Genomic DNA, 13,022 nt, shown 5'->3' with positions numbered 1-13,022 from the left:
ATGAAAAATGATCGTTTAGGCGCAAACGTCTTAAGTGTTCAAGTCATTCCTAATGTAGATGCTGCATTAGCGGAGCAATTTGGGTTGACACCAGGGATGCGCTCATTAGGTATCGTGACATCAGATTGTGATGATGTGACTTATGTGGCTTTAGATGAAGCAACAAAGGCAGCGGAAGTAGAAGTTGTTTATGCAAAAAGTATGTATGCAGGAGCGGCGAATGCCTCTACGAAACTTGCGGGTGAAGTGATTGGGATCATTGCTGGACCAAGTCCGGCTGAGATCACCAGTGGACTATCTGTCGTGACACAAGTCATTGAACAAGAAGCAAGCTTTATCAGTGCAAATGACGATGACAGCATCGTGTACTTTGCCCATGTGGTTTCTCGTTCTGGAAGATACTTATCAAAAGAAGCGAACATTCGTGAAGGCGAAGCAATTGCTTACTTGATCGCGCCACCTTTAGAAGCGATGGTTGCACTAGATGCAGCATTGAAAGCGGCGGATGTTGAAATCTGCAGTTTCTTTGGACCACCATCTGAAACAAACTTTGGTGGGGCGCTTTTAACGGGTAGTCAATCAGCATGTAAAGCAGCTTGTACAGCTTTTGAACAGGTCGTTCAACGGATTGCAGAAAATCCGTTGAGCTACTAAGGGAGTGTCACGAATGAATGCGATTGGAATGATCGAAGTTCGCGGATTTTTAGGCGCTGTCAGTGTCAGCGATGCTGCGTTGAAATCCGCAGATGTGACCTTGTTGAATGCGGAGATCATCAAAGGTGGACTAACCACTGTCCAACTAAGTGGTGATGTTGCTGCTGTGAATGCAGCAGTCGATGCAGGGGTCGTCGTAGCGAAGGCGTTGAACTGTCTGATCTCACATCATGTGATTTCACGGGTGGATGAACAGACGCACATCCTTTTTCAACAACCGAAAACAGAAGAACCAGCCGAGCCGACGAAAGTCGAAACGAAGGTTGAAGCCACCCAGATCAGTGAAACAAACGATCGTCGTGCGGAGTTACAAGCAAAACGTGTCGCAGAGCTACGAAAAGAAGCTTACAAATTGAATGTGAAACATTTAAAACCATCAGAAATCAAATCTGCAAGCAAACAATCATTAGTAGAGGCGATCATGGCAGAAATTAAAGGAGTGACCCATCGTGGATAAAGATTTACGCTCGATCCAAGAAACCCGTGATTTGATCGAAGCTGCAAAAAAGGCGCAAAAAGTATTAGAAACATTTTCGCAAACGCAGATTGATCAAATCGTCAAAGCCGTTTCAGACGCTACATTTGCACAACGTGAACGTCTAGCGAAAATGGCGAATGAAGAAACTGGCTTCGGCATCTATGAAGACAAAATCATCAAAAATGCTTTTGCTTCAAAAATCGTTTATGAAGAATTCAAACATACGAAAACAGTGGGTGTCATCAATGAAGACCCACAGAAAAAGGTAACGGAGATTGCCGTACCTGTTGGCGTAGTTGCTGGGTTGATCCCATCGACAAACCCAACTTCAACAGTGATCTACAAAGCATTGATCGCATTGAAAGCTGCGAATAGTATCGTCTTCTCCCCACATCCAAACGCATTACAATCGATCCAAGCGACAGTGGAGATCATTCGTTCAGCGATCGAATCTGCGGATGGACCAAAAGAGAGTGTTTCAGTGATCACGACACCAACGATGCAAGCAACAAAAGAATTGATGACCCACAAAGATACAAACTTGATCTTAGCCACTGGTGGCAATGCGATGGTCAAAGCTGCGTATTCTTCAGGAACACCGGCGATCGGCGTAGGCCCAGGCAATGGTCCAGCATATATTGAACGTAGCGCATTGATCCCAATGGCGGTGAAACGGATCATGGATTCTAAAACATTTGATAATGGAACGATCTGTGCATCAGAACAGTCGATCATCGTGGAAAAAGTCAATCGTGAAGCAGTCAAAGCTGAATTGATCAAACAAGGTGCTTACTTCTTGAGTCCAGACGAAGCAGATAAATTGTCTCGCTTTATCTTACGACCTAACGGCACGATGAACCCACAAATCGTTGGACGTTCGGTTCGTCATATCGCTTCATTAGTTGGGTTGAATATTCCATTTGATCGTCGTCTGATCGTGGCAGAAGAAAGCAACGTTGGCATCAAGTATCCATTCTCAAGAGAAAAATTAGCACCGATCATTGCTTTTTACACGGTAGAAAACTGGCAAGAAGCTTGTGATCTATCGGTAGAAATCTTAAAAGGTGAAGGTGCAGGACACACAATGTGTATCCATACTGAAAACAAAGAAGTCGTCCGTGAATTTGGCTTAAGAAAACCAGTTTCTCGTCTGTTGATCAACACCGCAGGTTCATTAGGCGGAATCGGGGCTTCAACTGGCTTAGTTCCAGCGTTGACACTAGGGTGTGGCGCCGTTGGTGGAAGTTCTACATCTGACAATATCGGAGTAGAAAACCTATTCAATGTTCGTCGTGTCGCTTACGGTGTCACTGATCTAGCGGACATCCGTCAAGAATTTGGCGCTGGCGCTCAAATGCCAGTCCAAGAAACAAACAACCAAGGGGGCAACAAAGATGAGTTGATCGATACACTCGTTGCCCAAGTATTAGCTCGATTACAATAATATGTAATATATATTAATTGAAAACACACACAATAGGAGGAAATTATAATGTCAAGTACAAACGCTTTAGGAATGATCGAAACTCGTGGATTAGTAGGTGCTGTTGAAGCAGCAGATGCAATGGTGAAAGCAGCAAACGTAACATTGATCGGCAAAGAACAAGTAGGTGGCGGCTTAGTAACAATCATGGTTCGTGGTGATGTTGGGGCTGTAAAAGCAGCAACAGATGCAGGTGCAGCAGCAGCTGAACGTGTTGGCGAATTATTATCTGTACACGTGATCCCACGTCCTCACACTGAAGTAGATGCGATTTTACCAAAAGAGGCTGAATAATCATCGTTATAGACATCTAAAATGAAACAAGAGGTTGTGACAGAAGGGTTCAGCTCCGAGAAATAAGGGCGAAAAGCCGAAAATATTTTCTCATATTTTTGGCTTTTCGCCCTTATTTTTGAAGGAGTTGCTTCTGGAATGCCGTTTATCTATGTTGTGGAAGTAAAGTGGATATTATTGTTATAGGCTTGTTTCCAAGACGAGATCAATGCTTGGAAATAATCCATTGGAGAAAGGAGAGCGTCCTATGAGTGTGATTACAGAAGACCAGTTACGGCACATGTTTCGGAAAAAAGAAATACAAACAGGAATCACTTTCGTTGTGCCAAAGGATTGTCTTTTGACTCCCGCAGCTTCTAGCTATTTACGTGAGCATCATATTCCGCTTATGCGAGAAAACCTCGTTTCTTCTCCAATGGAGAAACCTAAGCAACCTATGTTTGAACAAGAATCGTTGATGCCCAGTGTGCGACGAAAAATCTGTTTAGAAATAAAAAAACTGAAAAATCTACTCTTCTTTCATTTATTGGAAGAAAACGATATTTATGCCGAAGGTTGGTTGTATTTAGAGTATCAGCAAGATTGGTTAGTAAGCTTTAGTCGATTGGATGGGGAAAAGCTCTCAACTCATCCAAAACGACTTTCAGGAATGATGTATCGTTCCTCCTTGCAAAAAAGAACCTTGCGCTATTCAATCAATGAGATCGAGTATCAAATAGAGAAAATCAGTCAATTGTTAGAAGAATTTCCGACAGATTTAGCTATTTTTATGTTATGGGCAGAAGAATTGCAACGTATGATTCAACTGCCGAAAAATGAGTAGGAGATGAACCGATTGGATCATTTAAATGAAATTATCAATGAAGTGGTACAACGTATCCAGTCACAACAACATTCTTTCGAAGTAGAAGCTTCAGGAAGACACGTGCATTTGAGTCGCAAAGATATCGACGCATTATTTGGTCCAGGATACCAATTGACCAAAGTAAAAGAATTGTCCCAACCAGGTCAGTATGTCTGCAAAGAGCGGATCACTGTCGCAGGTCCCAAAGGCTTATTCCAAAATGTGGTTATTTTAGGCCCAGAACGTGCGGAGTCACAAGTCGAAGTTTCGATGACGGATACACGTATTTTAGGCAGTCGCGTGCCTGTCAGAGAAAGCGGCAAAATCGAAGGAACACCAAGTGTGGTCTTGATGAACGGTGAATCAGCTGTTCAATTAGATAAAGGGTTGATCGTGGCAAAGCGCCATGTCCATATGACGCCAGAAGATGCAAACAAAAACCAAGTAGTGAATGGTCAAACGGTGAAAGTACGTGTGGAAGCAAGTCGTCCGCTGATCTTTGATGATGTGGTTGTCCGTGTCAGTCCAGATTTTGCGACGTATATGCACATTGATTACGATGAAGCAAATGCGTGTGGCTTGAACAAAGGAGATCGTGGTTACATTTGTAAATAGGGAGGGGATTTCGTGAAGGTAACGGAGATTGAAAAAGTCATTCAGCAAGTCACCGAAATGCTGATGAACCGATTGCCCGCAGCTGACTATCAGTTAGCATGGATGGACGAAAAAGCAAGTTATCCTACAACGTTATTCGCTGAACGATCGATGGTCGATTGGATAGAAACGCAAGATCCAACGAAAAGCGATGGCTTAGTCGTCCAACATGTCAGTTTTCCTCAATTGGCCGCGATTGCTCAGTTGCTACCGATTGATCGTAAAACGGCGAGTATCCTTTCTTTTTTGTTCGCAGGAAAGCCTGTCTTGGTTCTGCAAACAGAGTCAGTGAACAGTCCAAACAAAATGAAGTACCACCTGAAAAAGAAAATCACTGAATCAACAGTGCAATGCCAACGTTATGGGATGTATTTTTTCGAAGAAGAAAATGCAAGCTATGACTCATTTTTAGCGGCTTGCCGAAAAAAGGTGTTAGCAAATGAGTTGCCAAAGCGAAAGTATATCACAGAGAAGCAATTGATCCAGCGACTACAACAAACAAATGGAATAGATTTAATGAATCAGGAACGGTTGACACCTTTAGCAGAGGAGTATGCGCTAAGAAATCGTTTATTCAAATGAGGAGGGATCACAGATGCTATTAGGTGAAGTGACTGGAAGTCTATGGTCGACCAGAAAAGATGAAAAACTAAATGGTTGGAAACTACTGATGGTCGATGTACTAGACGAGAAAGAAACAAAAATCGGATTTATTGTCGCAGCAGACAATGCCGGTGCCGGAGTTGGTGACAAGGTATTGATCAGCAAAGGACAAGCAGCCAGAATTTCAGCTGGTGATCCAGATACACCCATTGATGCAATGATTGTCGGTGTGATTGATTCAATTGAAGAATAAAGGAGATTTACGATGAGTATCAATGAAATCATTATGTATATCATGGTTCTTTTTATGGTTATCGGCGGGATCGATAAATGTATCGGGAACAAATTAGGTTTAGGGGAACAATTTGAAGAAGGCTTGATGGCGATGGGTTCATTAGCTTTGTCAATGGTCGGGATCATCACATTAGCACCTGTTCTTGCAACAGTTCTTAGCCCAATCGTTGTACCTGTGTATGAATTCTTAGGTGCGGATCCTTCGATGTTTGCGACGACTTTGTTAGCAAACGATATGGGTGGCTTCGCCTTAGCACAACAAATGGCACATGATCCACAAGCTGGCTTGTTTGCCGGTGCGATTCTAGGTGCAATGATGGGCCCAACATTAGTTTTCACGATTCCCGTTGCCTTAGGGATCATTGAAAAAGAAGATCAACAATACTTAGCAACAGGTGTGCTGAGCGGGATCATTACGATTCCATTAGGTTTGTTAGCAGGTGGCTTAGTCGCTGGTATGCCAATGAGTATGATCTTACCAAACTTATTGCCGATCGTGATCGTGGCTGCTTTGATCATCGTTGGTCTATGGTTAGCGCCACAAGGGATGATCAAAGGATTCAATGTCTTTGGTAAAGGTGTAGTAATCGTCGCAATTGCTGGCTTGGTCATTGGTGCAATCCAACAATTAGTTGACATCACATTGATTCCAGGAATTGCTCCGGTGACAGAAGGTATCGAAGTAGTGGGTGACATTGCGTTGACATTGGCTGGCGCATTCTGTTTAGTAGCTGTCATCACACGAGTGTTCAACAAACCATTGATGAAATTAGGAAAAGTTTTAGGTATGAATGAAATTGCAGCTGCCGGCATGGTGGCTACTTTAGCAAACAATATCCCAATGTTCCAAATGTTAAAAGATATGGACCGTCGTGGAAAAATCATCAATGTAGCATTTGCAGTTTCTGCTTCATTTATTTTAGGTGATCATTTAGGCTTTACTGCGGGCGTGGCGAAAGAAATGATTTTCCCGATGATGGTTGGAAAAATCGTTGGTGGGATCACTGCAATCTTTGTCGCAGTATTCATGGCCAATCGTTTATTAGGAAAAGAAAAAGAAGTAACCGTAAGTGAGCAAACAACAACGAAAGAGCAAACGATCGTAGAATAGGAGCGTGGCGAAAATGGCAGAATTAGATCGTCAAATGATCGAAAACTTAGTACGACAATTAGTGATGGAAAAATTGATGCCGGCAAAACAGGTCGATCCTAGTGGTGTTGCTTCCATTAGACTAGCAGAAATGACTGTTTCTGAGGAAGATCGCCTTGATACAGGTAACCCTGCTGACCGTGTGTATACAAAAGATCTTTTTTCATTACAAGAAAGCCCACGTCTAGGTTGTGGCATTATGGAAATGACCGATACGACTTTTGATTGGACGTTAGAATATGATGAAATCGATTATGTGATTTCTGGTCAGTTAGATGTATTGATCGATGGACGAAAAGTCTCTGCAAAAGCTGGCGAATTGATCTTGATCCCGAAAAGTACGAGTATCCAGTTCTCAGTAACTGGTGAAGCACGCTTTATCTATGTCACTTATCCAGCCGATTGGCAATCGCAATAAACAAAGTATTTCGGAAGTACCGGTTATTTGGTTTTATGGCTGGTCGGGCTTCATGATCTCAGGTAACAATGAATAGGTGCAAATAATCAATTTAAGTGAGTGGCTATTTTTTATTTCAAGTATCGTTACATGAGAGTGCGGAAGAAGGTCTAGAATGCACTAAAGCCGAATAACCGGTGCTTCTGAATAGTTTAGGTTTAATGAGTCAAGTGGCATGTTTTGAAGCGGCAGTATTTTTTGTCGCATAAATGATCTGAAAAGTGAAGTGGTAAATTCTGTTGATTCAGGATTTACCGCTTTTTTGTTGCTTTTCCCAATAGCATCATTCCTTAGAATTTTCTTGTTTTATGTTATTGTAAGAGAAAGAACAAACAAGAAAGGAAGAAATCGGATGAAAAAAGCGTTGTTGATCGTTAACCCTAGTTCTGGAGGAGAAAAAGCAAAAGAATATGAAGAAATGGCAGAAAATAAATTGCGTACCATTTTTGAGGAAGTCCAAGTCTTGCACACTGAAAAAAGTGGCGATGCAACAAATTTTGCTCGTGAAGGGGCGTTGGAAAAAGTCGATAGTGTCTTTGCGATGGGCGGTGATGGAACAGTCAATGAGGCAATCAGCGGTCTCGCAGAGCAAGAGGAACGACCAAATTTTGGCTTCTTTCCTTTAGGAACGGTCAATGATCTAGCCCGAGCATTGAATATGCCGATTGATCCAGAAGAAGCCATCCAACAATTCTCGATCGACCACACGAAACCGTTAGATATCGGGAAAATCAATGATCAATACTTTATGAACGTCGTTGCCATTGGAACGATTCCAGAAGCGATCAATGACGTTGATCCTGAAAAGAAAACCAAACTAGGAAAGATGGCTTATTTTATTTCTGGCTTCAAACAACTGACGAATACCCAATCCTATACGTTCCGTGTGGAAGCTGATGGCGTAGAGGAAGAAATCGAAAGTAGCACACTGCTGATTGGTTTGACAAACTCAGTCGGTGGTTTTGAGACGCTCTTACCAGAGGCAGAAATCAATGATGGCAAGCTTCATTTTGTATATTTAAAAGACCGCTCATTTTTTGATACCTTAAAAGCAGTGCCTGATTTGATCAAAGGGGTCGATGCGACAACGGAGAATCTTGCGTATCAGACCGCAGAAAAACTAGTGATTTCTTTAGTGGACGAAGAAGAACTGGCAACAAATATCGATGGAGATGAAGGAACAAAACTTCCAGTAACGATCGAAGTATTACCGTCTCATCTATCCGTTTATTGTTAGAATCAAATTAAACAAAATCAACTAGACCAACTACCTAAAACCACGAATATGAAAGATAAAAATAGAAAAGGGTGACTCGATGATGAAACAAATCAACCGAGTCATCCTTTATTTTTTGCGTTTTTTTGTAAACATTGGATGAATTTGTTAAGAGGATTTTTTATGGTTTTCATTTATTTCAAAAAAAGACGCAGATGTACCAAGGTGTTGGTTGATCAAAGAAAAGAACCCTTGTTTTACAAATGATTTACAATCTTCATCTACTCCTATCGCGAAGTCCATTAGAAATTTACATTGAGTCCATAAAATGGAAGATGTACCAAATAAAAAACAAGGGAGCTTACCACACATGTTTTGGAATAAAAGACAATTGAAACTTATTAGTGCGATGTTTTTCATGACCGGTTTATTTTTATTAGCTGGGTGTAATTCTAATGCTCAAGCGGATGGCGAAAGTCAACATTCTTCTGAGCCAATCAAGATTGCTTTTTATCCCAATGAATCAGCAAGTGAATTTGAACAATCAAGAAATGAAATCCAATCGATCGTATCAGAAGCAACAGGTAGAGACGTCGAAATCGTCATAAGTACGGACTATAATATCGTGATCGAATCCATTGCCAACGGACAAGTAGATTTGGCATATATGGGGCCCGATGGCTATATTGAAGCAAATAGAAAAAACGAAAATGTTCAAGCGATTTTAACAAATTCGGGTGCAAGTGGCACTCTGGAAGATGCCGTCTATTACAGTTTTATTGTCGTCAATGAAGAAGATACAGCGGAGTATCAAGAGGGTGATGCCTATACGTTGGAACCGATCGAAGGCAAAGCGTTTTCCTTTGTCTCTAATTCTTCGACTTCTGGGTTTAGAGTACCAAGTCAAGCAATCGTTGATCAGTTTGGACTTGGTAGTTCGGATGAATTGATCATCGATGGCGATTTCTTCAACAAAGTACTTTTCGGAGGTTCCCATCAAGGCTCTGCCGTCAACTTGCTTAAGGGAGATGCGGATGCAGCAGCATTTATGAACATGGCTCAATATTTTGATGTCGTGGAGGGGGAAGAAAACAAAGCTGGTGTCGTTTACCAAGTAAAAGCTGATGCAGAGGCACCATTTGATACAGTCAGAGGCGAAAAAGTCCGTGTGATCCATTCGATCCCAGTGTTAAATGGACCATTTGTTGTCAACAAAGATAATCTGGATGAAGAAACAGTCGATAAAATCACTCAAGCCATGATGAGTGAAGAAGTGACGAATAATGAAGCGATCTTTTCACCAAAAGACTCAGAATCTGTGGGTCTATATCAGAAAGAAGCCGATGAACAATTTGTAGAAGTCACTGATAGTTTCTATGACCCACTTCGCTCGAAGTAGAAAGGACGAGCCATGCTATTACAAGTAGACTCGATTTCAAAAACCTATAGTAACGGGAAACAAGCGTTAAAGGACATTTCCTTTCAACTAGAAAAAGGAGAATTTGTTTCGATCATCGGACCATCTGGGGCAGGAAAATCCACGATTCTACGTTGTATCAATCAGTTGATTTCTGCCAATGAAGGGGCTGTCTTCTTTGAAGATGAGGACATGCAACGTCTAAAGAAGAAGTCTTTGCGCTTAAAAAGAAGAAGAATCGGTATGATTTTCCAGCATTATAATTTAGTCAGTCGCCTCACAGCTGTTGAGAATGTCCTTCACGGTAGACTTGGATACAAGTCTGCCGTGAAAGGCTCGATTGGTGTCTACAATGAAGAGGAAAAACAGGAAGCCTTCGATTTGTTAGAAAAAGTCGGATTATCAGAGTTTGCTTACACACGTTGTGATGAATTGAGTGGTGGACAAAAACAACGTGTCGGGATTGCTCGAGCGTTGATGCAACGTCCTGCGTTGATCTTATGTGACGAACCGATTGCATCTTTAGACCCCAAATCTTCGAAAGTCGTTATGGATTACTTACGGCAAGTGACGAAAGAATTAGATATCGCTTGTCTAGTGAATCTTCACCAAGTAGAGGTTGCGATCGATTATTCCGATCGGATCATTGGCGTAAACAGTGGCAATGTCGTGTTCTCTGGGAACCCAGATGAACTGACAACAAATCAAATCAATCAGATTTATCAGTCTGATGAATTGTTAGTATAGGGAGGGCTTGGATGGATAAAAAACTGAATCAAGATCTCTTTCGTAAAAAGAAGCAGTTTTTATTTGTGACACTCTTTAGCTTTGTTGTCGTGTACGTTGCCTTTTCACAATTTGTTGGCTTTCAATTTGGTGCAGCTATTGCGGCGATTCCCCAGAGTTTTGTCTGGTTGTTCACCAATTTTATCCCAACGGAAAATTCGATCCAATCCTTGCCATTGATCTTATCTAAATTACTTGAGACGGTTTTGTTGTCGATCACAGCAACGATGACTGCCACAGTATTTTCATTGATCACGGCAATCATTGGTTCAGAGACAACTGGCCTGAATAAGGGAACAAAAACAGTGGCACGGGTCTTTGCTAGTTTTTTTAGAAATATCCCGATCGTGGTTTGGGCAATGGTCCTACTGTTGAGTTTCAAACAAAATGAATTTACTGGTTATTTAGCCATCACCTTTACAACGTACGGTTACTTGACACGCTCGTTTATGGAAACGATCGATGAAGTGGCAGGAAGTATCACAGAAGCGATGACGGCGACTGGTGCTTCTTACTTTGCGATCATTTTTCAAGGCGTCTTACCGATGGTCTTTGGTCAGCTGATCAGTTGGATATTGTTCATGATCGAAAACAACATCCGTGATGCAACATTGGTCGGCATATTGACCGGAACGGGGATCGGTTTTCTATTTGACCTCTATTATAAGAAATTTCGCTACGATATGGCAGGAATGGTCATCTTGACGATCGTTGTCATCGTGATCGCACTGGAACTTTCGTCCAATAAAATTAGGAGGATGATTCATTGATATGGTCCAACGACAAAGTGAACTTGAATTAGCGGTGACAGAAACCGTCTTAGCCCAACCGACAAAAATCAGACGAAATGCTAAAAAGAAAATCCGTATTCGCGTGTGGAAAACCTATCGGATCGTCCCTTGGGTCTTGTTTACGCTACTGACTAGTATATCGATCTACACCTTACTCACGATGGATTATGGCGAGGTTGTATTGCTGGATGCGACGCGACAATTTTTTACAGACTTGCAACGGATTTTTCTCCAGCCAAGACTCTCTGGACGTTTTTCTTTTGAGACATTGCTCCAAGCTTTAGGTATGACGGTAGGTTTGGCGGTGATCACCACATTGCTTGGAGGTGTGACAGCCTTCTTGATGGCGTTATTTACAGCAAGAAATATCAGCCATTCAGGCCCATCAAACGCGATCCGAACAGTGATGTCCTTCATCCGTGCGGTGCCAACGATCTTGTGGGTCATGATTTTCTCGATCTTGATTGGATTGGGTGCGAATGCGGCAATCATTGGCATGTCTTTTCACACGATTGCTTACCTCACAAAGGTCTTTTCTGAGAGTATTGAAGAAATCGATTCTGGTGTGATCGAAGCATTGCGTGCATGTGGGGCAAGTTGGTGGCAGGTGGTGTTCCAAGCAATTTTACCTTCTTGTATGACCGCTTTGCTTTCTTGGTTGTTCATTCGTTTTGAGATCAACTTTACTAATGCGATTGCCGTAGGTGCCGCCGCAGGAGCGGGTGGTTTAGGGTTCCAACTTGCGATGACAAGTAGTTTTTATTTTGATTTTCATGAGATCGGCGTATTAGTGTATATGATTTTAGCAGTAGTTGCGATCTTAGAAGTCGTGGCGATCAGACTACGAAAAAAATATATCATTCACGCTTGATTGAGATGAAATTGACTGGAAAAAAGGAGAGGAGAACGTCGAGTGAAAGCAGATTTGCATGTCCATAGTTACTTTTCAGATGGTAGCAGTTCACCAGAAGAACTACTCAAATTAGCATTGAATCATCACATGAATATCCTGTCCGTCGTAGATCAAGATACCTCGGCGGGATTAGCTCACATAAGACAGGTCTTCGCTCCTTCCCCAATCAATTTTATTGAAGGCATCGAAGTGACCGCTTATGATTTCAAACGCCGGCAACAGGTACATATCTTGGGGTATAATTTACTGAATTATCAGTATATCGAACAGTTATGTGAACCGTTGCGTGCGGCGCGAACAAGAAATACCTTACGTCAGTTGAGACGTATCCAAACTGAAGGATTTCGTATCAAAGAAGAGCAAGTAAGACAGTTTGCGAAACAGGCGACCGCTCTTTACAAACAACACATCATGTCTGCGTTGATCAAAGCAGGATACGATACATCGATTGATGGACATCTTTACCGTAAATTATTCAAATATAATGATTTTGGTCAAGAAGAGGCAGAGATGATCGATGTCTACGAAGTGATCCAAGCAATCAAGATCGGCGGCGGGATGTCCGTCGTTGCCCATCCGGGAAAGCTCGACAGTTTCGAGTTGATCCCTGAACTGGCTTCGTTTGGTATTGATGGTATCGAAAAATATCATCCAGAACATAGTTTGAAAGATCAACGAAAAGTACAGGAATTAGTTGATCGTTTCAATATCCACTGTTTTGGAGGATCTGATTTTAAAGGGAAGAACGGGCCAGATTATTTTGGTGAGTGTGCCATGGCTAATGTTCGTGAATTTCCTGACGAGTTATTACTCGATGCACATATGAAAGCCAACTAAATTTTTTTCTTTTTTATCCTATATTTTATTTAGCCCCCTGGCTGAAAAGACGGTCTTTCCATTCGTGCGATCATCCTTGCACGTGTTGAAA

Annotated in this window: 16 protein-coding genes; all 16 read left to right on the top strand. The window is 41.9% G+C overall.

Annotated elements, in window-relative coordinates; genetic code table 11:
• Nucleotides 1-654: an ethanolamine utilization microcompartment protein EutL gene (gene eutL, locus ACH0AK_RS11020; RefSeq protein WP_010734672.1), complete on the top strand. Its 654-nt coding sequence runs from the start codon at nucleotides 1-3 to the stop codon at nucleotides 652-654.
• A 13-nt stretch (nucleotides 655-667) separates the two neighbouring features.
• Nucleotides 668-1,171 (top strand): BMC domain-containing protein, encoded by a 504-nt coding sequence (locus ACH0AK_RS11015; RefSeq protein WP_023520158.1) that lies wholly within the window; start codon nucleotides 668-670, stop codon nucleotides 1,169-1,171.
• Entirely contained in the window at nucleotides 1,161-2,636 is a 1,476-nt protein-coding gene (locus tag ACH0AK_RS11010; RefSeq protein WP_137072707.1) for an acetaldehyde dehydrogenase (acetylating), read from the top strand. The genes ACH0AK_RS11015 and ACH0AK_RS11010 overlap by 11 nt, the downstream gene beginning before the upstream one ends.
• 48 nt (nucleotides 2,637-2,684) lie before the next feature.
• On the top strand, nucleotides 2,685-2,969 hold the full coding sequence (locus ACH0AK_RS11005) for a BMC domain-containing protein (RefSeq protein WP_499796896.1): 285 nt from the start codon (nucleotides 2,685-2,687) through the stop codon (nucleotides 2,967-2,969).
• Nucleotides 2,970-3,216: 247 nt separating this feature from the next.
• On the top strand, nucleotides 3,217-3,792 hold the full coding sequence (locus tag ACH0AK_RS11000) for a hypothetical protein (protein WP_010734678.1): 576 nt from the start codon (nucleotides 3,217-3,219) through the stop codon (nucleotides 3,790-3,792).
• 3 nt (nucleotides 3,793-3,795) lie between these two features.
• On the top strand, nucleotides 3,796-4,428 hold the full coding sequence (gene eutD, locus ACH0AK_RS10995) for an ethanolamine utilization phosphate acetyltransferase EutD (protein ID WP_034691491.1): 633 nt from the start codon (nucleotides 3,796-3,798) through the stop codon (nucleotides 4,426-4,428).
• Between the two features lie 12 nt (nucleotides 4,429-4,440).
• Nucleotides 4,441-5,049, top strand: coding sequence for a hypothetical protein (locus ACH0AK_RS10990; RefSeq protein WP_023520156.1), 609 nt, complete (start codon nucleotides 4,441-4,443; stop codon nucleotides 5,047-5,049).
• Between the two features lie 13 nt (nucleotides 5,050-5,062).
• A complete protein-coding gene (locus tag ACH0AK_RS10985) occupies nucleotides 5,063-5,323 on the top strand; it encodes a EutN/CcmL family microcompartment protein (RefSeq protein ID WP_010734681.1) in 261 nt (86 codons plus the stop codon).
• 12 nt (nucleotides 5,324-5,335) lie between these two features.
• Entirely contained in the window at nucleotides 5,336-6,475 is a 1,140-nt protein-coding gene (gene eutH / locus ACH0AK_RS10980; protein ID WP_023520155.1) for an ethanolamine utilization protein EutH, read from the top strand.
• Between the two features lie 13 nt (nucleotides 6,476-6,488).
• Entirely contained in the window at nucleotides 6,489-6,932 is a 444-nt protein-coding gene (locus ACH0AK_RS10975) for a EutQ-related cupin domain-containing protein (protein ID WP_010734683.1), read from the top strand.
• Between the two features lie 391 nt (nucleotides 6,933-7,323).
• Entirely contained in the window at nucleotides 7,324-8,208 is an 885-nt protein-coding gene (locus ACH0AK_RS10970) for a diacylglycerol/lipid kinase family protein (RefSeq protein ID WP_010734684.1), read from the top strand.
• A 349-nt stretch (nucleotides 8,209-8,557) separates the two neighbouring features.
• On the top strand, nucleotides 8,558-9,586 hold the full coding sequence (locus tag ACH0AK_RS10965) for a phosphate/phosphite/phosphonate ABC transporter substrate-binding protein (protein ID WP_499796907.1): 1,029 nt from the start codon (nucleotides 8,558-8,560) through the stop codon (nucleotides 9,584-9,586).
• Between the two features lie 12 nt (nucleotides 9,587-9,598).
• The gene (phnC, locus tag ACH0AK_RS10960; RefSeq protein WP_019722481.1) at nucleotides 9,599-10,351 is read left to right on the top strand and encodes a phosphonate ABC transporter ATP-binding protein; all 753 of its coding nucleotides are present in this window, start codon (nucleotides 9,599-9,601) and stop codon (nucleotides 10,349-10,351) included.
• 11 nt (nucleotides 10,352-10,362) lie between these two features.
• Complete coding sequence (locus ACH0AK_RS10955) at nucleotides 10,363-11,160, top strand: ABC transporter permease subunit (RefSeq protein ID WP_023520152.1); 798 nt, start codon at nucleotides 10,363-10,365, stop codon at nucleotides 11,158-11,160.
• Nucleotide 11,161: 1 nt separating this feature from the next.
• Entirely contained in the window at nucleotides 11,162-12,052 is an 891-nt protein-coding gene (locus tag ACH0AK_RS10950; protein WP_010734688.1) for a PhnE/PtxC family ABC transporter permease, read from the top strand.
• 42 nt (nucleotides 12,053-12,094) lie between these two features.
• Complete coding sequence (locus ACH0AK_RS10945; protein ID WP_023520150.1) at nucleotides 12,095-12,931, top strand: PHP domain-containing protein; 837 nt, start codon at nucleotides 12,095-12,097, stop codon at nucleotides 12,929-12,931.
• Nucleotides 12,932-13,022: the final 91 nt, after the last annotated feature.

The sequence above is a fragment of the Enterococcus pernyi genome (genome assembly GCF_045371165.1).
GTDB classification, from domain to species: domain Bacteria; phylum Bacillota; class Bacilli; order Lactobacillales; family Enterococcaceae; genus Enterococcus_B; species Enterococcus_B pernyi.
This window is presented reverse-complemented; position numbering and strand designations above follow the sequence as displayed.

Bases quoted from the DNA above. Each gene is read 5' to 3' on its own strand.
- eutL (WP_010734672.1), top strand. From the start codon at position 1: ATGAAAAATGATCGTTTAGGCGCAAACGTCTTAAGTGTTCAAGTCATT.
- ACH0AK_RS11015 (WP_023520158.1), top strand. From the start codon at position 668: ATGAATGCGATTGGAATGATCGAAGTTCGCGGATTTTTAGGCGCTGTC.
- ACH0AK_RS11005 (WP_499796896.1), top strand. From the start codon at position 2,685: ATGTCAAGTACAAACGCTTTAGGAATGATCGAAACTCGTGGATTAGTA.
- ACH0AK_RS11000 (WP_010734678.1), top strand. From the start codon at position 3,217: ATGAGTGTGATTACAGAAGACCAGTTACGGCACATGTTTCGGAAAAAA.
- eutD (WP_034691491.1), top strand. From the start codon at position 3,796: ATGAACCGATTGGATCATTTAAATGAAATTATCAATGAAGTGGTACAA.
- ACH0AK_RS10985 (WP_010734681.1), top strand. From the start codon at position 5,063: ATGCTATTAGGTGAAGTGACTGGAAGTCTATGGTCGACCAGAAAAGAT.
- eutH (WP_023520155.1), top strand. From the start codon at position 5,336: ATGAGTATCAATGAAATCATTATGTATATCATGGTTCTTTTTATGGTT.
- ACH0AK_RS10975 (WP_010734683.1), top strand. From the start codon at position 6,489: ATGGCAGAATTAGATCGTCAAATGATCGAAAACTTAGTACGACAATTA.
- ACH0AK_RS10970 (WP_010734684.1), top strand. From the start codon at position 7,324: ATGAAAAAAGCGTTGTTGATCGTTAACCCTAGTTCTGGAGGAGAAAAA.
- ACH0AK_RS10965 (WP_499796907.1), top strand. From the start codon at position 8,558: ATGTTTTGGAATAAAAGACAATTGAAACTTATTAGTGCGATGTTTTTC.
- phnC (WP_019722481.1), top strand. From the start codon at position 9,599: ATGCTATTACAAGTAGACTCGATTTCAAAAACCTATAGTAACGGGAAA.
- ACH0AK_RS10955 (WP_023520152.1), top strand. From the start codon at position 10,363: ATGGATAAAAAACTGAATCAAGATCTCTTTCGTAAAAAGAAGCAGTTT.
- ACH0AK_RS10950 (WP_010734688.1), top strand. From the start codon at position 11,162: ATGGTCCAACGACAAAGTGAACTTGAATTAGCGGTGACAGAAACCGTC.